Genomic DNA, 20,973 nt, shown 5'->3' on the forward strand with positions numbered 1-20,973 from the left:
AGGTTCTAGGCCCACCGTTCCAGTTCGGCTTCCAGGTCATCGACCTCGTCCTGGCCGAGCCCGGTGAGATAAAGGTCGGAGGGGGTGTGCCGGCTGACCTCGCGGCCCGCGGCGGCGGCCGCGAGGGCGCCCAGGGCCTCGTCCCAGAGCGTGCGCAGCCGGTCCAGGTCCGCGTCACCGAGCCATCCGGCCGGGGCGCTGAAACCGGCCACCAGCCGGGGTCCGTCGCCGGCCTCGCGGACCAGGACGTCGATCGTGAGTCCGTGGCCGGCCCGGGCGCGGGGGTCGCGCCCGTCCCTGAGGACATCGGCGGCGGGCACCGGGCTCCAGTCGGCGTCCTCGCGGCCGGGCAGCCGTCCCAAGTAGTTGAAGAGGATCTCCGGCTTGGCCAGGCCGCGCAGTTCCCGTCGGGTGTCCGGGTTGAGGTGGCGCAGCAGGCCGAAGCCCAGCCCGTCCCCCGGGGCGGCGCGCAGTTGCTCCTTGACCCGGGCGAGTGCCTGGGTGGCGTCCTGAGGGAGCGTGCCGCCGGGGTCCGCGGGGTTCAGCCGTACGGGGTGCATGCTCGTGAACCAGCCGACGGTACGGGACAGATCGGCCTCGTGGGAGCCGTCCGCCCGGCCGTGGCCCTCCAGGTCGAGCAGGACGTCGTGGGAGGCGGGGAGCCCGCGTTCCGCGCGCCACGCGGAAATCGCCAGGGCCAGCGCGGTGAGCAGCACATCGGGGACCGTGCCGTGCACGGCGGCGGGCACCGAGGACAGCAGGGGGGCGCTGCGGGCCGGGTCGAGGACCAGGTGCCCGCGTGTGCTGGTCGCGGCCGTGTCCAGGGCCGGGTCCAGGGGGCGGTCCCCGAGCGACGGGGCGTCCGGCGTCAGCACGGAGCGCCAGTGGGGCAGTTCCGCCAGCCTCCCGGCGTCGTGGGCCGCGTCCTCCAGGAGCCGGTTCCACCGCGTGACCGAGGTCGCGACCGGAGGCAGTTCGATGGGACGGCCCGCTCCGTGGGCCTCCCAGGCGAGCGCCAGGTCGCGCAGCAGCGTGTACCAGGAGGCGCCGTCCACGGCGAGGTGGTGGACGACGAGCAGCAGCATGCCCCGCCGGTCGGGGCCGCCGTCGAAGAAACAGGCCCGGAGCAGGGCGCCGGCCCATGGGTCGAGCCGCTCGGCGGTCTTCCGGACGTGGGTGGCGGCGAGTGCGACGGTCTCCTCGTCCGAGAGGGCCTCCACGGCGACGTGTTCGACGAGCCCTTCCGCGGCGGTGCTGCCGGCCGGGGCGATGTGCAGTCGCCATCCGTGCTCGTCCACCAGCCGGGCACGCAGGACGTCGTGGTGGTCGGTCAGGGCGGTCAGCAGGGTCCCCAGGGTCTCCCGCGTAAGTCCGGCGGGAGTACGGATGAGCAGGGACTGGTGGTACGCGTCCACCGGGCCGCCCAGCTCCTCCAGCCATCTCAGGACCGGACTCGCCGGGACGGGCCCCGCGACGGCGTCGTGCGGGGCGGTCCCCGGTGCCGGCGTCTGCTCCTGGGCCGCGGGAACGGCGACCTTCGCGAGCTCGCTCGGTGTCTCGCGGGCGAAGACCTGCTTGAGGCTGATGGCCCACCCGTTCTCTCGCGCGCGGGAGACGAGCTGGATCGCGGTGATGCTGTCGCCGCCGAGGTCGAAGAACGCGTCGTCCGGGGCCGCCTCGGCGACACCGAGGACGCTCCGGAACAGCTGGACCATCGCTTCCTCGGCGGCCTCACTCCCGCCCGCCTCGGCCTGGTCGGCGACGGTGGCCGGCTCCGGGGCCGTCCGGGCCGCCGGCCCTGCCTGTGCTCCGCCCGGATCCGGGGCACCTGCCCCGGCCACCCGTGGGGCCGGGGCCACGGCGACGGAGCCGATGGCGGTGTGCGGGTCGTCGGCCGCGGCACGGAAGAGGCCGAGCAGGGTCCGCTCGTGATGGGCGAGCTCCTCCTCCGTGTACCGTGCCGAACTCGCGTCCGTGTCCAGACTCAGACCCGCGCCGTCCTGGCGCCCGCCCACCGCGAGGGCGAGGTCACCCACCGGCCCGTTGGAGAGGTTGTGGGCGACGGCGGTGTGGCCTCCCATGGTGAAGGTGTGGGGGAACGTCATGACGTTCACCATCGGGCCGACGACCCCGCGCTCGCCGCGCGTGAAGCCCAGGTCGCGGTGCAGGTCCTCGGCACGGTAGCGCTGGTGCGGCAATGCCTCCTTGATCACCAGCGCCGCGTGGCGGGTCAGGTCGGCGAAGGACATGCCGCCGTGCACGGCCAGCCGGAGGGGCACGGTGTTGGACAGCATGCCGGGAGTGCGCCGCGCGAGGTCTCCTCGCCGGGCCGTGACGGGCAGCGAGACGAGGACGTCCTCGGCGCCCGTCACGAGGTGCAGCTGCGCGGCGACCGCCGCCACCGCCGTCGGTGCCAGGGACCGGCCGAGGCCGGAGCGAAGCCGGCCGGCCTGGTCCGCGGGGATCCGTGCCGTACGGCGCAGCACCGGCGCCGCCGGCTGCCAGGAGCGGTCGGAGAGCGACACGGGCTTTGGCCGGTCGGCGAGCTTGCGTGTCCAGAAGTCCCGGTCCGCGTCGAACGCCGCCGAAGCCCGGTACGCCTCCTCCTCCGCCAGCAGGCCGGCCAGCGAGCCGAAGGAGGAGGCGGCCGCCCGTGGGCCGCCCGTCTCCTGCGCGTAGAGGGCGGCGACGCGCTCGGCGAAGAGCGCCGCCCCGAATCCGTCCACGGTCAGGTGGTGGGTGCGCTGGTACCAGAGGAAGCGCCGGGGGGAGAGCCGGAACAGGCACACCGTGACGACCGGATCGCGGGTCACGTCGAGCGGCCGGGCCAGGTCGTCCCGCATCCGGTCGAGCGCCGCGGCTTCGGGGTCCCCCGCGGTGGCGAGGTCCAGGAAGCGGAGGTCGGGCGACGGCCCGGGCAGGACCGACTGGCGCGGACCCGCGGGGGTGTCCGTGACCGCCACGCGCAGCGCCTCCGTCTCCTCCCACGCCCGGATCCAGGCGCGGCGGAAGGCCGCGGCGTCGACCGGCCCCGCGATGTCGAAGTACTCCGCTATCCGGTAACGGCCCCCGTGGACCTCGTCCTGGTCGGCGAACCAGATGCCGAGCTGTGCCCGGGAGAGGGGGAAGTCCGTGCTCGTGCTGTCGTCCATGTCAGATCCCGCTCAGCCCTTCGACGCCGGTGCGGACCGCCGTGGGCCAGCCCCCGGGGTCCACGCCGTACTGGCACAGGAACGCGTACACCAGGCGCTCCAGGCCGAATCCCACGCAGGCGCTCCTGACCGGGCCGTCGGTGCCGTGCTGGATGCCGAAGTTCCGGCCGAACAGGTCGTCGTGGAAGTTGAAGGACCCGACGGCCACGGTCCGGTCGGGCCCGACGTCGAGGCGGAGTTCGTACTTGAGCTCGAGCAGCCGCTGCGACCAGATGCGCTGGGAGGTGTCGGTGCCGCAGAAGAAGGGATCGTTGCCCACCTCGCAGAACCCGGACAGTCCGAGTTCCTCGACGAGCGCGAACACGTTCCGCATGAAGGTCTCGCGGGCCGAGAGCACCTCGTCACGGGCGCCCATGAAGACGATTTCCCGGATGGTGAAGTCCCAGAGGCGTTCGAGCGTGGTGGCGTAGTCGGACTCGTACCGGAACGACTTGCCGCGGGCGGTGACCACATGGAGCCGGTCCGCGCTCAGCTCCCGCCCGCTGTACTGGTGGAAGGTGTGGTAGCACATGGTGGGCGGCAGGCAGTAGTCCACGTTCCCGCAGGACTCGAGTACGCCGGAGTCGATCCCCGCTCCGGCGTACTTCTCCTGGAACTCCTGGTACACGTCGATGTCGTTGTGCAGCCGGGTCACGAACATGAGGTGCTGGGGGAACGACCCGAAGTATCCGGCCGTCTCCAGCGCCCGCGTGCTGATGAGGGTCGGATAGCGGTACTCGCTCACCTGGAAGTCCTGGCGGAGGAGCTTCTTGACCGTCCGGTCGAAGTACTCCAGCAGGGAGAGGAACGGTTCGCCCACCGCCACCTGGCCTTGGCCGGCCTCGCTGACGGCTCCGGCGTCGGCCAGGAGGGTGAAGGTCCCCTCCCGCACCTCGCGCCGGTGGGGGGACCGCCACACGGATTTGGCGGGTGTCGGCCGCTGCGGGCGCACGTCGCTGTCGACCACGCGGTTGACCTTGCCGGCCAGGACGGCGGGGTCGACGGGCTCCGCCGACCGGATCACCACTGCGCGCACCTCGCCGTCGCCGACGACGAGCTCGAACGCGTCGATGTCGCGGGACACGAAGAACATGCGCCGCTCGATCTCGGGCGCGAGGTGCTCCGGCACCGGAGTGTGCAGGTCGACATGGGTACTGAAGGGGGTCATGGTGGTTCACTCCTGGCCGGATGGTGGGGAGGGACGTTCCGTGGGGTGGTCGCGGGCACCCCTGCCCGGCCCCGGGGAGCGGGTCCCCGGGGCCCTGCGGTCAGACCGCCGCGGCGGTGTTCGCGTTCACGAGGCGGACGAGGCCCGCAACGGTGCGGAAGTTGTCGAACTCCATGTCCTCGGCGCCGAGCTGGAGGGAGAACTCCTTCTCGATGAAAAGGACGAGCTGCATGGCGAAGAGGGAATTGACGTATCCCAGGGCGAAGATGTCGTCCCCGTCGGCGACTTCCTGACCACCCAGGTGCGGGGCGAGGAATGCGCGGATACGGGCGTTCACGTCGTTGTGCGTCATATCGTTCTCCTGAGGGGTGAAAGGGGATTTCAGTAGGTGTAGAAGCCCTGGGACGTCTTCCGCCCGAGCAGCTTGGCGTCGACCATCTTCTGCAGCAGGGGGGCGGGCCGGTACTTGGAGTCCTTGAAGCTCTCGTACATGACCGTGAGCGAGTTCAGAATGGTGTCCAGGCCGATCAGGTCACCCGTTTCCAGGGGGCCCATCTTGTGGCCGAAGCAGCCCTTGAACATCCTGTCGACGTCCTCGGCGGTGGCGACCTGGTCCTGCACGCAGAAGACGGCTTCGTTGATGGTGAGCATCAGGACCCTGTTGGTCACGAATCCCGGGGCGTCCTGTACGACGATGCCCTCCTTGCCCGCGGCGTCGAGGAGCCCCATGGCGACGGCGAGCGTCTCGTCCGACGTGAAGTAGCCGCGGACGACCTCGACCGTGTCCATGAGCGGCACGGGATTCATGAAGTGCAGTCCCAGCACTTCGGCGGGCCGCTCGGTGACCGATGCCACGCGGGTGATCGGAACGGCCGAGGTGTTGACCGCGAAGACCACGCCAGGACGGCAGATCTTGTCTATCGTCTCGTAGACCTCACGCTTGACGTCCCAGTTCTCGGTGACGTTCTCGACGACGAAATCGACGTCCGCCAGAGCCTCAAGTCCCGTGCTGGTGGCGATACGGCCCAGAATGGTCTCCGCGTCGTCGGCGAGCTTCTCCGCGCGGAAGAGGCTCTGCATGCGCAGGTCCCGTTCCATCTGGTTCCTGGCACTCACGAGCTGGCTCTCCGCGATGTCGACCAGGACCACCTCGAAAGAGGACTGGGCCAGGGACTGCGCGACACCGCGGCCGATCGTCCCGGCGCCGATGACACCTATCTTGCTCACGCTCACGCCTGCCGCCTTCGGTTGTTCGGAAGAGAATGGAGGGGATGTCGAGGGGCGGCCCGGCGGAGGAGCACCGGGCCGTTGTGCCGCGTCACCGGCCGTCGGCCGCGCGGAGGTCGTCGACGAGCCCGCCCAGGGCGCGGACGGTGGGGCCTTCGTAGACGACCGTCAGCGGAACGGGCAGGGAGAGTTCCTGGCGCAGCCGGTGCACGACCTGCAGGCCGAGGAGGGAACTGCCGCCGAGCTCAAAGAAGTTGTCGTGGACACCAACGCTCTGGACCCCCAGCAGCTCCTGCCAGATCACGGCGACCTGCCGTTCCGTCTCGCTGTCGGGCGCCACGTAGGGATTGCGGAGGTTGGGCCGCTCGTGCTGCTGCCGCGGCATGGCGGCCTCCGCGGCGGGCGCGACCCACTGTTCACGACGCCGGACCGGATCGGAGGTGGAGACCACGACCTGCGCCTGCGGGACCGCGGCCAGCAGGGCGTCCGTCACCCGGCGTCCCTCGTCGGGGTCCAGGGCCAGGGCCTGGACAGCCGAACCGATGCCGGCCTCGTCCCTCGGGGCGGCGGTGAACCGCCATGCCTCCCAGTTGACGCTGGACCACGGCTGGCCGGCGCCGTGGTGGCGCTGCGCGAAGGCGTCGAGCACGGCGTTGGCGGCCGCGTACGCGGCGAACCCGAGGCCGCCGAGGAGGGAGGCGATCGAGGAGCAGAGGAGGGCGAAGTCCAGTTCCTGGTCCGCCAGTACCTCGTCGAGGACGTACGTGCCGTACAGCTTCGGGTCGAAGTGCCAGGCGCTCTCGCGTTCGCCGAGGTCGGCCACCACACGGTGGGCCTCGGCGCCGGTCGTGCCGGCGCAGTGCAGCAGCCCGTCGACCCGGCCGTACGCCTGGACCACCGCCTCCTTCACCTCACGCATGCGGACGGGATCGGAGACGTCGGCGGCGCACACCATCACCTCGGAGCCCAGCTCCTCGAGCGCGCGGACGCCGCGGATCAGGTCCCGGGTGGCCTCGGGGTGATCCGGCGCGTCCCAGGTCTCCCGCGGCGGCAGCCCGGTACGCCCGAGGAGGACCAGGCGTACCCGTTCCCGCTCGGCGAGGGCCCGGGCCATCAGCATGCCGATCTTCCCCAGTCCCCCCGTGATCAGGTAGACCCCGTCCGCCCGGACCGGGGCGGAGTCGCGGCGCGGCTGCTCCGCCGCCACGAAGGTGGGGGCCCACCAGCGCCGTCCGCGCAGCGCGAGCGTCCGCTCGCCGGCGGGGAGGGAGAGCGCCGGCAGGATCGCGTCCACGGCCGCCGGGGCGGTCTGCCCGCCCGCGAGGTCGAGATGGACGCAGGTGAGCGACGGGTACTCCTGCGGGAGGACCCGGACGATGCCCTGGACGGCGGCCTTCGGCGGGCAGAGCGCCTCGTCCCCGGTCACGGAGCAGACCTCGCTGGAGACAACGTCCCACCGCTGCGGCACGCTCAGCCCGGACTCGGTGGCCTGGGCCCAGTGCAGCAGCGAGTGGAACCCCCGGTCGAGGAGGGCCCGTACGTCCTGCGGGCCGGTGCCGTGGTCCGCGTCGTTCCCCACGCTCCAGCAGTGGAGCACCCGGTCCGGCGGCGAACCCTCCTCCCGCAGGGCCTCGGCCAGCCGGGTGTAGTGCTCCGGGCTGCCGGGGTCGAGCACGTAGACGCCCTCGCCCTTACGGCTCCATTCACTGCCGGCCCGTACGGTGCGCACCGTCGCGCCGAGACCCTCGAGCCGGTCCGCCAGTTCGCCGCCGACTCCTGTCTCGTCCGCGAAGACGAGCCAGCTGTGCGCGGCCAGCCCGGCCGCGTCGGCCGGGGGCAACGGTGCCGTCTGCTGCCAGGACGGGGCGTAGAACCACTGTGCCGGATCCGTGTGGCGGCGGGCTTCGGCGGGGACGTGGGGCGCTGCCGTGCCGCGCTCCACCCAGTAGCGGCGCCGCTCGAACGGGTAGGTGGGCAGCGGGGTGCGTCGCGCGCCCCGCACGGGCGGGAACGGCTGCGTACGCCCCGCCAGCCACAGCCTGGCCGCGGCGCGGAGCATGGTGGCGCGGTCGCTCTGCCGGTCGAAGACCCCGGGCAGCGAGTGCACCACGACCCGGTCGGCGACCGCGGCGGCCGCCGGGTGCTGCACGATCCCGGGCACCATGCTCTGGCCGGGTCCGACCTCCACCACGATGACCTCGGGAACGGTCCACAGGGTGCCGATGCCGTCCGCGAACCGTACCGGCCGCCGCATGTGCTCGGCCCAGTACTCCGGGCTGGTGGCCTCCTCCGGGGTGATCCACGTGCCGGAGATGTTGGAGACGAAGGGCGTGGCCGGCGGGTTCAGCCGGACGGTCCGCACCAGCTCCGTGTACGGCGCGACCACCGGGTCCATCATCGGCGAGTGGAAGGCGAAGCCGGTGGTGAGGCGCCGGGAGGCGATGCCCTCCGCCAGGAGGGCGCGGCCGGCCGCCTCGATCCCTTCGACGGTTCCGGAGAGCACGCAGGTCTGCGGTCCGTTCACGGCAGCCAGGCAGACGTCCTCGCTCGTCCAGCGGTCGGCCTCGGCCTCGGCCTCCGAGAGCGGTACGGCGAGCATCGCGCCCTCGCCCTGGCCCTCGATGAGCCTCGCGCGCTCCACCACCAGGCGCAGCGCGTCCGGCAGTGAGAAGACGCCGGCCAGGCAGGCGGCCACGTACTCGCCGAGGCTGTGCCCGATCATGGCCTCCGGCTCGATGCCCCAGGAGCGCCAGAGCCTGGCCAGGGAGTACTCGAGGGCGAAGACCGCGGCGTAGCCGAGGCGGGGGCTGTCGAGGGGGTGCTCGGCGCGCTGCGGCTGGAGCAGCATGCTCCGCAGGTCCATGCCTCCCGCGCCGCCGCGCCCGCCGCTCCCGGAGTCGGTGTCCGCGGTGAGCATGACGGGGCGGATGTCCAGGCCGAGCAGGGGCAGCAGGAGCTCCGCGCACTCGTCCAGCGCCTCCCGGAACACCTCCTCCTGCTCGTAGAGCCCGGCGCCCATGCCGGGGTACTGGGCACCGAACCCGGTGAAGACGAAGGCGACGGGCCTGCTGGAGGACTGCGGGGCGGACGCGGTGAGGAGCCTGCCGTCGTCCGGCGCGCCGAGGATGTCCCGTGCGTCGTCGACGCTCCCGCACAGCAGTGCCCGCCGGTACGGGAACTCCCTGCGGCCCTGCTGGAGGGTGAAGGCGACGTCCTCCAGCGGTACGCCGGGGTGGGCGCGCAGATGGTCGAGGAGCTCACCGGTGGCCGTGTCGAGGGCCTCGGGCGACTTGGCCGAAAGGACCAGCAGCTGTTCCGTGTCCGGGACGGGCCGGTTGTTCCGGGGGATCTCGGGGGGCTGCTCGACGATCAGATGGGCGTTGGTGCCGCCGAGGCCGAACGAGCTGACCGCGGCGCGGCGCGGCCCGTTGTCCTGGGGCCAGGGCAGGAGCTCGGTGTTGACGTAGAAGGGCCCGGATTCCAGGCCGAGCCGCGGGTTGGGCCGCTCGAAGTGCAGGGTCGGCGGGATCTCGCCCCGTTCCACGACCAGGGCGGTCTTGATCAGCCCGGCCACTCCGGCGGCGGAGTCGAGGTGTCCGATGTTGGTCTTGACGGAGCCGAGGGCGGTCCGTGCTCGCGGGACGCCGGTGTACGCCGAGTTGAGTGCCGACACCTCGATCGGGTCGCCGAGGAGGGTGGCGGTCCCGTGCGCCTCGACGTAGCGGATGCTCTCCGGGTCCACGTCGGCGTTGGCGAGCGCCGTGGCGATGACGTCGGCCTGGGAGGCGGCGCTCGGGGCGCTGAATCCCGCTCGCGCGGCGCCGTCGTTGTTGACGGCGCTGCCCCTGATCACCGCGTGGATGTGGTCGTTCTCGTCGACCGCGTCCTGCAGGCGCTTGAGTACCACCATGCCGACGCCGTCGCCTCCGACGGTGCCCTGGGCCCGGGCGTCGAAGGTGCGGCAGTATCCGTCCGGCGAGTAGATCCCGTCCTCGCGGTAGACGTATCCGTCGCGCCGCATGACGTCGACGGCCACGCCTCCGGCGAGGGCGGTGTCGCACTGGTAGGCGAGCAGGGCCTGGCAGGCCTGGACGACGGCGACCAGGGATGTGGAACAAGCCGACTGCACGTTGATGCTGGGGCCGCGCAGGTCCAGCTTGTAGGAGACCCTGCTGCTGAGGAAGTCCGAGCGGTTCCCGATGACCAGCTGGTTCCCGCCCATGACCTCGACCGCGTCCGGGTGGGAGGCGATATTGAAGAGAAGGTACGTGTTGTTCCCCGCGCCGGCGTAGACGCCGGTCAGGCCCTCGTAGCGGTCGGGGTCGTACCCCGCGCTCTCCAGGGCCGACCAGGCGCACTCCAGGAGGACGCGGTGCTGGGGGTCCATCAGTTCGGCCTCGCGGGGCGAGTAGCCGAAGAACGCCGCGTCGAACTTGTCGCTGTCCTCGAGCAGGTAGCCGACGGGGACGAAGTCCGGGTCGGACAGCGCTTCGACGTCCGCGCCGAGTTCGGCGAGATGCCGCTCGTCGAACCGGGTGGCTGCGCAGTGGCCGGCTTTCAGGTTGCTCCAGAACTCCTCGATCGTCCGCGCCTTGGGGAACCGGCCCGCCATACCCACGATGGCGATGTCTAGACCGTCCTCGAACGGGCCGGGCTCATCCGGAAGCTGCTCACTCATGACGGCCTCGCTTTGCTCGCAACTGCTGCTGACGGCGCTTCATGAGCGCGTTCTGCTGGGCTCCCCTGGCTCTGGGGGGTGTGTCGGGCGCGGGGGTCTCCCCTCCTGCGGAGAGGAAGGCCGCCTGCGTCCGGACGGAGGTGTGCCGGAACAGGTCGAGGAGCTCGATGTCGCGGCCCGCGACAGCCTGGAGGCGGTGCTGGAGCTCGACCAGGAGCAGGGAGTGGCCCCCGACGTCGAAGAAGTTCTGGTCGGTACCCACTGCCTCGGTCCGCAGCACCTCCCGCCATGCCTGCGCGACCTGGCGCTCAACCTCGCCCTGGGGGGGGAGTCCGGCCGCGCCGGCCCCTCCGGCGGCCGCCGGGACGGGCAGCGCGGACCGGTCGACCTTGCCGTGCGGGGTCAGCGGCAGGGCGTCCAGCACCACGGTCGCCTGCGGGACCATGTGCGGCGACACCCGTTCTCGTACGTGCCTTTCGAGCTCCTGGGGGGAGACCGCCCCGGGCGGGGACAGCTCCGCGTACGCGACGACGCGCCGGTCCCCCGGGGTGTCCTCCCGGACGACCACCACGGCTCCGCGTACGGCCTCGTGGCTGGTGAGCGCGGCCTCGATCTCCCCGAGGGTCACGCGGAAGCCGCGTATCTTGATCTGGTCGTCGCGCCGTCCCAGAAAGGCGAGGGAGCCGTCGGCCAGGCGGCGCACGATGTCGCCGGTGCGGTAGAGCCGCGCCCCTTCGGGGCCGCCGAGGGAGTCCGGTACGAAGGCCGCGGAGGTCAGCTCGTCCCTGCCGTGGTAGCCGCGGGCCAGGTTCGTACCGCCGAGGATCAGCTCGCCGACCACGCCGAAGGGCACGGGACGGCCTTCCGCGTCGACCACGTGCGCCTGGGAGTTCGGAAGGGGGACGCCGATCGGCGCGGTGTCCCACCGCGCGTCCAGGTGCTCGGCGACGGCCAGGGTGAGGACGCCCACGGTCGTCTCGGTCGGGCCGTAGTGGTTGAACACCCGGCAGTGCGGCAGGGAGCGCTGGAGCGCGGTCATCCACTGCCAGTCCGACGCCTCGCCCCCGATCACGAGCAGGCGGCGCGGGAGGAGGTCCGCGAAGCGGGCCGATGCCTGCAGCGCCCGCAGGTGCGAGGGGGCGATCTTCAGGCAGTCCACCGCGTGGGTCCGCATCCAGTCGGCCATCCGGGCCGCGTCCAGGGCATGCTCGCGGGAGAGTAGATGGACCTCGCCGCCCGTGGACAGCGGCGGCATCAGGGCAGTGACGCTGGAATCCACGGTGAGGGGCTGGACCATCGCCCAGCTCAGGGGCTCGTCGATGCCCAGGCGCTCGATGACCGCCTGTGTGTAGGCGACCAGTTGACGGTTCTCCACGACCACCCCCTTGGGCTTGCCGGTGGAGCCCGAGGTGTAGAGGAGGTAGGCGGCGTGCTCCGGGGCCGAGGCCGGTGTGACGCCGTCGTGTGCCGGACGGCCGTTCAGCACGGTGCGTTCCGCGTCCAGTACGACCGTCCGGTACCCCTCGGCCGCCGCGGGATCCGTGCAGACCACGACGCCGGCCCGGGCGTCGCCGAGGATCATGTCCCGGCGCTCCGCGGGGTCCCGCGGGTCCAGGGGTACGTAGGCTCCCCCGGCCTTGAGCACACCCAGCAGGGCCACGACCATCCGCCGGCCACGCTCCATGCAGATACCGACGGTGGTCTCCGGGCCGACGCCCAGCTGCCGCAGCAGGTCGGCCTGCTGGTTCGCCAGGGTGTTCAGTTCCCGGTAGGTGAGGGTGCCGTCCTGCGACCGGACCGCGACCGCGTCGGGGGCCCTGGCCGCCTGCCTCTCGAAGAGCTGGTGGAACGTCAGGTCCGGGATCTCGGACCGGACGCCGTTCAGCTCGGCGATCGTGCGTTCCTCCTCCTCGGTCAGGAGGCGGAGCGCGGAGACGGCACGACCGGGCTCCTCGGCGGCGGCGTCCAGCAGCGTCAGGTAGTGCCGTACCGCCCGCCGTGCGGTGGCGGGGTCGAAGACGTCCTCCGCGAACAGCAGGCGCCCCGTCACCCCGTCCTCCCCCTCGACGAGGTCCAGGGCGAGATCGCCGAGCACGTGCGTGACGGGGGTCTCAGGGAACCAGGTCCGAATGCCGGGTAGTTCACCGATACGGGGCGCCGCCCGGTAGGAGAATCCGGGCCTGGCGAGCAGTTCCGCGGCAGGCGCCGGGGTCGTCCGGGCACTCGCCTCGTCGGCCCGTACCCGGGCCACCAGCTCGGCCAGGCCCAGGTCCGGGAGGACCTCGGACCGGACGGCGACCGTGGTCTCGGAGGCCGTGCCCGCGGCGCCGGCCACGGGGACGGCCACGGCGAGCGTGGTCTGGCCGCTGTAGCGGTGCAGGAGGACGAGGTACCCGGCGAGCAGGACGTGGCGCAGCTCCGCACCCTGCCGCGCGACGAGCGTGCGCAGCGCGGCGGCGGTATCCCCGGGGATGCCGAACGCCACGCGGCCCGCGTCGAGGGAGCGCTGTGCGGGGCGGGGCCGGTCCAGGGGGAGCTCGGGGGCCGGCGGTAGCCCGGCCGGACGGTCCGCCGGTTCGGCGGAAGCCGGGGCCGGGAACTGGTCCGCCGGGCGGCCCCCTGCCTCCGGCGCGGCCCCCTTGCCGGTCGGGGCCCCGTAGGTGGCCGCTGTGTCCCGCAGGACCCGCTGGAGGAGGGACTGGTCCGCGACCAACCGGTGCGCCACGAGGAGGAGGCGGTGTTCGCCGGATCCGGTCCGCAGGAGCAGGGCGCGGGAAAGCGGGCCGTTCTCCGGGTCGAAGGGCGCGCGGACCGCTTCGGCCAACGCCTCATGTGTCCGGCGGCTCCGTTCGTCCTCGTCGAGGCCGCTCACGTCGGAGTACTGGACCGGCAGTTCCAGCGGGTCCGCCGAGAGACGCACAGGCGTCCCGCCGGACACGGTGAAACGCGCGCCGGGTGACAGATGGACGGTGGCGGCCCCGCGCAGTGCCTTCAGGAGCGCCGGCCGGTCCGTGTCTCCGGCCAGCCCGAGACCGGCGGACACGTGGGTGGCGGGACGGCCCGGTGCGAGCATGCCGAGCAGCCAGGTCTGCTGCTGAGCCGGGGTGAGGGGTGCGGGCGGCGCAGCGGGCCCGGTCGGCTCGCCGGGCGTCCGTGGGAATTCGGGCCCGGGGCCGGTGGGCCCGGTCCGGGAATCAGGATGGGACATCATCAGGACTGCCTTGTGGATCGTGAGGTGGACGCGCTGGCTTCGGGTGAGGGCCGTGCACCCCGGAGGTCGGGGCTGGCACGGCTCAGGAGGTGCGCGCACCCCCGGCGGCCGGGTGCTGGATCTGAGCGCTCCAGCGGCCGAGCATCGACTGGTGGAGCTGGCTCGTCCCCTCGATGATCTCCATGACCTTGGCGTCCCGGAACAGCCGCCCGACGGGTGCTTCCGGCCCGATGCCCTGGGCTCCGAGGATCTGGACGGCGTCGGCCGCGACGCGGTTGGCGGTGGTCGAGGCGAAGTACTTGGCCAAGAGGGTCTGGTTCACGGCGTCGAAGGCGCCCTGCTGCTTGGCGGCCCCGGCCTCCCAGCACAGCAGCCGCGCCGCCCGGGAGCCGGCCACCATGTCAGCGAGCATGCGCTGTACGAGCTGGTGGTCGATGATCGGCATGTCGTACTGGATACGGTCCTGCGCGTGGCGGGTGGCCGCGTCGAGGCACGCCTGGGCGAGGCCGACACAGCCCCATGCCGTGCTGTACCGGCCGATGTCCAGGGCGGCGGAGGCCACGAACGCGAGCCCGGAACCGGGGTGTCCGACCATCGATCCCGCCGGCAGACGGCAGTCGTCGAAGACGACCTCGGCCAGCGCGGAGCCCCGCAGGCCGAGCAGACCGCAGATCGGCTCGACGGTCAGGCCGGGGGCGCCACGCTCCACGAGGAACGCGGTGTGCCGCCCCTCGTACTGCGCGAACAACAGGTAGACGTCGGCAATCTCGGCGAAGCTGATCCACTTCTTGCGGCCGCGGACGATATAGCCGTCCCCGTCCGCCGTCACCACCGTCTCAACGCCCTTGGCATCGCTTCCGACGTTCGGTTCGGTGAGCGCGAAGGAGGCGACGGCCTCGCCTGCCGCGATGGGCCCGAGCCACTTCTCGCGCTGCGTGGGGGTGCCCCACTTCCAGAGGGAGTGCGCCACCATGTCGGCACACGCCACGAAGTTGCGCACGTTCTGGCAGGTCCGGCCCATCTCCTCGGCCATCAGGCCGTAGCTGAGCAGGTCCAGCGAGGAGCCTCCCCACTCCTCGGGGAGGAGCGAGGATATCCAGCCCTCCCGGCCGAGGCTCTTGACGAGGGTCCGCGGCATGGCCTGCTGGGAGTCCGCGGCCGCGGCCCCGGGTGCGAGCGTGGTGTCGGCGAACTCGCGGAAGGAGGCCCACTTCTCGCTCTGTTCCGGCGTGAGCTGACTGATCATCTGAATGTCCTCGTACTTGAGACCGGAGCCCTCGTGCGTCACCGGTGGCGGGCGGGGCGGAGGTGCGGGGCGAGCTTCTCCAGGAACTCGTCCTCGGAGTCCCGGAGAAAGAAGTGGTCCCCCGTGACTTCCTCGATGTCGACCGTTCCGTCGCCGTAAGCGGCCCAGTGGGCCATCTGCTCCCTCCCGGCCTCGTGGTCCTCGGCGCCGCAGAACGCCGTGACGGGGCAGCCGAGAGGGGCGGTGCGGGGCGCTCGGTAGGCGTCCAGGATCGTGTAGTCCGCCCGGATCGTCGGAAGGTAGAGCTCCATGAGCTCCTCGTTCTCCAGGAGTTCCTCCGGCGTCCCGCGCAGCTTCCGCAGCCGCTCGGTGAACTCCTCGTCCGAGAGGTCGTGCGTGCTCTCCCGCGGGGTCGCGAGATGCGGTGCGGGGCATGCCGAGACGAGCAGGCGAACGGGCGGCGGGTACCCCCGGCCCGTGACGTGCCGCACGAGCTCGTAGGCCAGGATCCCGCCGAAACTGTGGCCGAACACGGCGTAAGGGGCTCGACGCGCCTGGTCCATCGCACCGGCGAGGTCCTCCAGGAGGGCGGGCAGCCGTGACTGCGGGCGCTGGGACCACCGGGAGCCCCGACCGGGGAGCTCCAGCGGTACCACTTCCACCGTGCCGGGCAGCCTGGTGCGCCAGGGTTCGTAGATCCGCGCCGATGCCCCGGCGTAGGGCAGGCAGTAGAGCGTCAGGGCCTGCAGAGCGGACACGGTGGGGGTCTCGGCCGCGGACGGGATGTCGAGGCCGACGAGACCGGCGACGGTGGGATGGTCGTGCAGCTGCCTCAGCGACACACGGTGGCCGAGCTCCGCGGAGAGCCGGCGCTGGAGTTCCACCACCAGGATCGAATTCCCCCCGGCTTCGAAGAAGTTCTCGTCGTCGGAGGCGGGTTCGGCTTCGAGCGTGGCACGCCAGGCTCTGAGGACCGCGGCGCGGCGCTCGCTCACATCAGTCTTCATGTCGTGCGGCTTTCCAGGAAGTCGGGGCGGGCCAGGGCGTTCCGGTCGACCTTCCCCGAGGCGTTCCTCGGGAGCGACCGCACCACGTGGACCTGGCCGGGGCAGTAGGCGGCGGGGAGCCGGGTACGTGTCCACGCGCTCACCTCAGGGGCCGTCAGGTCGCTGGCGGACACCACGTAGGCGGCGATCAGGGCGCGCTCGGCCCGGTCGGGATCGCGCACGAGGGCCACGGCTTCCGTGATCTCCGCGTGCTCCTCCAGTACGGATTCCACCTCGCCGAGTTCGATGCGGTGGCCGCGCAGCTTGATCTGTCCGTCGGCCCGCCCCAGGTACTGGAACGAGCCGTCCGGAGCCGGGCGGGCGCGGTCCCCGGTGCGGTAGGTGTGCCGGGGTCCCTCGGGTGTGTCCCGGACGGAGAAGCACGCGGCGGTGAGATCGGCCCGGCCGTGGTAGCCGGTCGCCAGGTGATCACCGTAGAGGACGATCTCGCCCTGATCCAGGTACCAGCTCATACCCCTCAAGGGCTGTCCCAGGGAGAGCGCGTCGGGGCTCTCGATCCGCGCGGCGGTGGCCCAGATGGTCGCTTCGGTCGGCCCGTAGAGGTTCCAGAGCTCCGTGCTCCGGCCGAGCAGCGACTCGGCGAGGGGCGCGGTGAGCGGCTCACCGCCGCACCAGACGCGGAAGCGGTGGGCGGCGACGCTCCCGCCGCCCGCCAGGAGCCGCCGCCAGAAGCTCGGCGTCGCCTGGACCACATCGGGCCGGTGGAGGCGGATGAACGCGTCGAAGAGCTCGGGGTCGGCCCGCACCTCGCCCGGTACGACGACGAACCTGGCTCCGACGATCAGTGGCACCAGCATCTCGGCCAGCGAGATGTCGAAGGACAGGGCCGTCATCGCCAGCATGGTCTCGCCCGCCCGCAGGCCCGGGACCTCCGCGAGTGCCCGGAGACACGAGGCCAGCGCGGAAGGAGGGACGACGACGCCCTTGGGGCGCCCGCTCGAACCCGACGTGTACATCACATAAGCCGCATCGCCCGGGACGCGGTCGCCCGGGTCCTCCGCGCCCTCGCGGTCGAGGTGCTCGACCGTGAACACGCCTTCCTCCGCCGACCGGAGCACCGCGACGGGACGGGCGTCCTCCAGCACGAACGCGCGGTGGGCCGCCGGGCTGTCGAGGTTCAGGGGGACGAGCGCGCAGCCGACTCGGGCGCCCGTGAGCAGGGCCACCGCCCCGCTCACCGGGCTGGCAGTCTCCACCGCCAGCCAGGACCCCGCCGGCACCGTCTCGCGGAGGGCGGCGGCGAGGACGTCGACGCTCCGCACGAGGTCCCGGTAGGTGTGCACGCGCTCGCCGACGGCGGCCTGCGCGTCGGGAGTGCGCCGGGCCTGCTCGCTCACCAGATCCCATACCGTGGTCATCGCTCAGCCCTCCTTGATCCGGAGCTGCTCGGCGACGCACTCGACGAAGTCCGAGAAGACCGACCGGGTGAACATCACCTCGAGCGCCAGGGGGATCCCGAACTCCTTGCGGGTCATGGCCAGTACCCGTGCGGCCTTGAGGGAGTGGCCGCCGATCAGGAAGAAGTCGTCATCGGCCGCGGGAGTACGGCCGAGCACCTCGGACCAGATCCCGGCGACCCGGTCCGCCGTGCTCGCGCCGGCCCCGGCCTCCGCGGCCGTCCGGTCCGCGGTCCCGGGCCCAGGGGCCGACGGCGCACCGGACCCCACCAGCTCCAGGAGACGGCCGCGGTCGATCTTCCCGTTGGCGTTGAGGGGGATGCCGTCGAGCCTGCGCAGTTCGACGGGGACCATGTAGCCGGGCAGGGACCGCGCCAGCTCGTCACGGACGGTCTCCGCCTCGGCCGTCCCGCAGTAGCAGCCGACCAGCTCGCTTCCGTCGTCGGTCTCCCGCGCGATGACCGCGGCCATGCCGATACCCGGGACGCCGAGGACGGCCTGTTCGACCTCGGCCGGCTCGACGCGATGGCCGCGGATGCTGACCTGCAGGTCACGACGTCCCACGAACTCCAGTTCGCCGTCCGGCGTCCAGCGGCAGAGGTCGCCGGAGGAGTACCAGCGGCTTCCGTCCGGGCGGTGGGAGAACAGCTTCCGCGTCATCGGCTCGTCGCGCAGGTAGCCGCTGGCCAGGACCTCTCCGCCGATGAGCAGTTCGCCCGTCACGGACGGTTCCTCGACGGTGCTGCCGTCGTCGGATACGAGGAGCACCTCGGCCCCGCGAATGGGACGCCCGATCACCGGCGCCCCGTGCCGCGCGGGCCGGCGGAGATCGCCGCTGGCCGTCGTCACCACGGTCGCCTCGGTCGGGCCGTAGTGGTTGAAGACCGCCGCCGGGAAGTCCGGTCGGGGGTGGACGCGCAGCGTGTCGCCGCCGGTGGTCAGGACCCTCAGCGAGCGGGGCGGCTCCGGCAGTTGGAGCAGTTGCTCCGCGAGCGGGGTGCTGAGGAAGCACTGGTCGACGGCCCAGTGGTCCAGGAACTCGGACACCTGCTGGATGTCGGCGGTCGCGACCTCTTCGGGGAGCAGCAGCGTCGCCCCGCTCGCGAGCGCCGACCACGACTCCCACACGGTGGCGTCGAAGCCCAGGCCCGCGAAGGCGCCGACGCGGTGCTCCGGTCCCGTCCCGTAGGTCTCCCGGTGCCATGTGGTCAGGTTCGCGAGGCTCGCGTGGCCGACCTCGATCCCCTTGGGCGTCCCGGTCGAGCCCGAGGTGTAGATCACGTACGCCGCGTCCGGATCGAGCGCCTCCGGCTCCTGCGGGCCGGTGACCGACGGTTCCACCGCGACACCCGCGGGTGCGGTCCCGCCGGGTGACAGGACGGCGAAGGGACGGGCGTCACCGAGGATCGCCCTGCGGCGTGCCTCGGGCAGGGCCGGGTCCAGGGGCAGGTAGGCCGCTCCCGCCCGCCAGGCACCGAGCTGAGCGACCAGACCGCCCGCCCCGCGGGGGAACCGGGTCGCGACCAGGACCCCGGCGCGGAAGCCCGGCAGGGCGGACAGCCGCCCGGCCACCTCCCCGGCGGCCTCCCACAGCTGCCGGTACGTCAGCCGCGCTGTCACGGCACGCGGGCCGGCGACCATGACGGCCAGGTGGTCGGGAGCGAGCTCCGCTCTCTGCTGCAGCCACTGCGGCACGGTGGCCGGGGCGGATTTCGCGATCACAGTCTCTCCTGTTCGACGGCTTGCGGGGGCGTTCGTCCTGGTCCGGTACGGCGGTCAGCGACGCACGCGCAGCCAGAGGTGTTCCAGCACGGTCACGCCGTAGTGCGGACGCAGGACGGGGGGTTCGGCCAGCTCGGCCTCACCGAAGCGCTCGACGAGGCCAGTCAGCGCCGCGTCGGCCTCGAGCCTGGCCAGACCCGAGCCCAGGCAGTAGTGCGCGCCGTAGCCGAACGCGAGGTGGCGGGCGGTACGCCGCTCGGTGTCCAGGGTGTCCGGCGCCGGGAACACCTCGTCGTCACGGTTGGCGACACCCAGCATGAGCAGGACCAGGTCCCCCGGCTCGATCCGGTGCCCCGCGCATTCCACGGGGGCGACGGCGACCCGGGCGACCTGCTGCACCGACGTGTCGAAGCGCAGGAGCTCGTCGATCACCGGAGTGAGGCGCTCCGTACGCGCGTCCTTCCACCGGCCGGTGTGCACGAGGGCGCGCACCGCCTTGCAGATGAAGGTTGAAGTGGTGTCGAAACCGGCGAAGACCAGCAGGCTCGCCGTGGCGGCGATGTCCGCTTCCTCGATCAGGCCCTCCTGGTAGGCGCGCTCCAGCACGTCGAGGGCGCTCCCGGCCGGTACCCGCGAGGAACGGAGGGTCTCCGCCACGACGCCCTCGATCTCCTGGAGGGCCTTCGTCCCCCGCTCGACGACCCGGGGAAGGTAGTCGGCCACCAGCAGGGCCGCGATGTCCAGGGCCCAGGCGGCGATCCGGGGGGCCACCTCCTGCGGGATCCCGATCACCCGGCACACCACCCGGGCGGCCAGCGGCTCCGACAGCCCGCCGACCACGTCGATCCGGTCCGGCACGCCGTCGAGGAGTTCACCGACGGTCCGCTCAACGAAGGGCCGGAGTCCGGCCACCCGTGCGGCCGAGAACAGGGGCGCCATCAGGCCCCGCAGGAGCTGGTGGCGCGGGGCGTCGTTGAACATGAACCAGCGCCGGACGATGTCGGCGGTGCGCGGGGCGCCCTGCGTCTCCGGCTGTTCGCCGTGCAGCCGCGTCCTGCCGCATTCCGGCCACGCCGAGGACAGCGCCGGGCTGCGCAGCAGCTCGGACACCTCGCGGAAGCCCGTGACGATCCAGACGCCCAGGTCGTCGTCCCGCCTGATCGCCCCGGTGCCCCGGAGGGCTATGTAGTCCATGCACGGATCCACCGGCATGGCTCCCTGTTCCCGCCCGTAGGGACAAGTGGGCTCCATGGTCTGCCGCCTCTGCGTGGTTTAGGGGTGGGCTGGGACTAGGCGCGTGAGCGCGTCGGCGGGGCCGGTCCGGCGAGCACGCCGGCGATCACCGCCGTGGCCTCCTCGGAGGTGAACAGCTCCACGTCGCCGGCGGGGAAGCGGTGGATCCGGGTGCTGCCGGTGTGTTCCCAGGCCGCGGCCTCGCTGAGGAGGACGTGGCCGGGTGCGTGCCGCGGGCCGCCGCCATGGGTGCCCGCGGCCAGGGTGTAGCTCAGCCAGGCGCGCTGGTGCTCGGTGAGCGAGTCGGCGATGTCGGACGGCAGGTCCGGGGCACACCGTTCGACGACCGAGCGCAGGAAGTCACTGATCACGGCCAGTGCCTCGGCCGGACCGCGGCCGAGGATGTCCGGCACCTCTCCCGGGAGGAGGTCCTCGTCCATTCCCGTGGCGAGTTCGACGAGCAGTTCCTGGGCCTCTTCCGCCGTGGGGGCGGCCGGGTCGACCAGGACCAGGGTGGTGTCCGCCCCCATCCTCGCCGCCAGCTCGGACGCGACCGGGGCTCCGGAGCAGTAGCCCAGCACCACGGCCGGGCCCGGCCCCGGGCCCAGCCGGCGTGCCCAGTACGCGGCCTGCTCCTCGACGGTGCGCACGGTCCGCGGGATGTCCGGGTGGGTGAGCAGGTCTATGCGGTGGTAGTCGTCCCGCCAGGGCGGCGGGAGCAGCGTCGCGAAGGAGCGGGGCGGGATCTCCTTCCCGAACTCGACCCCCACGACGCGGTACTGGTGTGCAGGCAAGGCTTTACCTTTCTGGTGCTTCGACGCGCGGGGGACGAG

General features: G+C 72.4%; 12 protein-coding genes. All 12 read right to left on the bottom strand.

The features are described 5' to 3' along the window. Window positions 1-5 precede the first annotated feature (5 nt). The 12 genes from AB0435_RS19875 to AB0435_RS19930 all read right to left on the bottom strand — a co-directional run bounded on the left by AB0435_RS19875 (window position 6) and on the right by AB0435_RS19930 (window position 20,934). On the bottom strand, window positions 6-3,152 hold the full coding sequence (locus AB0435_RS19875; protein ID WP_366427551.1) for a condensation domain-containing protein: 3,147 nt from the start codon (window positions 3,150-3,152) through the stop codon (window positions 6-8). 1 nt (window position 3,153) lies between these two features. Continuing rightward, a complete protein-coding gene (locus AB0435_RS19880) occupies window positions 3,154-4,359 on the bottom strand; it encodes a hypothetical protein (protein WP_366427552.1) in 1,206 nt (401 codons plus the stop codon). Window positions 4,360-4,459: 100 nt separating this feature from the next. Continuing rightward, complete coding sequence (locus tag AB0435_RS19885) at window positions 4,460-4,711, bottom strand: phosphopantetheine-binding protein (RefSeq protein ID WP_353776196.1); 252 nt, start codon at window positions 4,709-4,711, stop codon at window positions 4,460-4,462. A 29-nt stretch (window positions 4,712-4,740) separates the two neighbouring features. Then, window positions 4,741-5,592 carry a 3-hydroxyacyl-CoA dehydrogenase NAD-binding domain-containing protein gene (locus tag AB0435_RS19890; RefSeq protein WP_366427553.1) on the bottom strand — a complete coding sequence of 284 codons (852 nt, stop codon included), beginning with the start codon at window positions 5,590-5,592 and terminating at the stop codon, window positions 4,741-4,743. Window positions 5,593-5,677: 85 nt separating this feature from the next. Then, window positions 5,678-10,264 carry an SDR family oxidoreductase gene (locus AB0435_RS19895; RefSeq protein ID WP_366427554.1) on the bottom strand — a complete coding sequence of 1,529 codons (4,587 nt, stop codon included), beginning with the start codon at window positions 10,262-10,264 and terminating at the stop codon, window positions 5,678-5,680. Next, window positions 10,257-13,475 (bottom strand): amino acid adenylation domain-containing protein, encoded by a 3,219-nt coding sequence (locus tag AB0435_RS19900; RefSeq protein WP_366427555.1) that lies wholly within the window; start codon window positions 13,473-13,475, stop codon window positions 10,257-10,259. The genes AB0435_RS19895 and AB0435_RS19900 overlap by 8 nt, the downstream gene beginning before the upstream one ends. Before the next feature lie 82 nt (window positions 13,476-13,557). Continuing rightward, window positions 13,558-14,721 (bottom strand): acyl-CoA dehydrogenase family protein, encoded by a 1,164-nt coding sequence (locus AB0435_RS19905; protein WP_366427556.1) that lies wholly within the window; start codon window positions 14,719-14,721, stop codon window positions 13,558-13,560. Between the two features lie 38 nt (window positions 14,722-14,759). Further along, complete coding sequence (locus AB0435_RS19910; protein ID WP_366427557.1) at window positions 14,760-15,728, bottom strand: alpha/beta fold hydrolase; 969 nt, start codon at window positions 15,726-15,728, stop codon at window positions 14,760-14,762. Next, complete coding sequence (locus tag AB0435_RS19915) at window positions 15,725-17,146, bottom strand: AMP-binding protein (RefSeq protein ID WP_366427558.1); 1,422 nt, start codon at window positions 17,144-17,146, stop codon at window positions 15,725-15,727. Before AB0435_RS19915 ends, AB0435_RS19910 begins: the two co-directional genes overlap by 4 nt. 3 nt (window positions 17,147-17,149) lie before the next feature. After that, a complete protein-coding gene (locus AB0435_RS19920) occupies window positions 17,150-18,907 on the bottom strand; it encodes a non-ribosomal peptide synthetase (protein WP_366427559.1) in 1,758 nt (585 codons plus the stop codon). Window positions 18,908-18,961: 54 nt separating this feature from the next. Continuing rightward, window positions 18,962-20,101 carry a cytochrome P450 gene (locus AB0435_RS19925; protein WP_366427560.1) on the bottom strand — a complete coding sequence of 380 codons (1,140 nt, stop codon included), beginning with the start codon at window positions 20,099-20,101 and terminating at the stop codon, window positions 18,962-18,964. A gap of 95 nt (window positions 20,102-20,196) precedes the next feature. Then, window positions 20,197-20,934: a hypothetical protein gene (locus AB0435_RS19930; RefSeq protein ID WP_366427561.1), complete on the bottom strand. Its 738-nt coding sequence runs from the start codon at window positions 20,932-20,934 to the stop codon at window positions 20,197-20,199. Window positions 20,935-20,973: the final 39 nt, after the last annotated feature.

Origin of the sequence: Streptomyces sp. NPDC051173, from assembly GCF_040689515.1 — a bacterium.
In the GTDB taxonomy this organism is placed as follows: domain Bacteria; phylum Actinomycetota; class Actinomycetes; order Streptomycetales; family Streptomycetaceae; genus Streptomyces.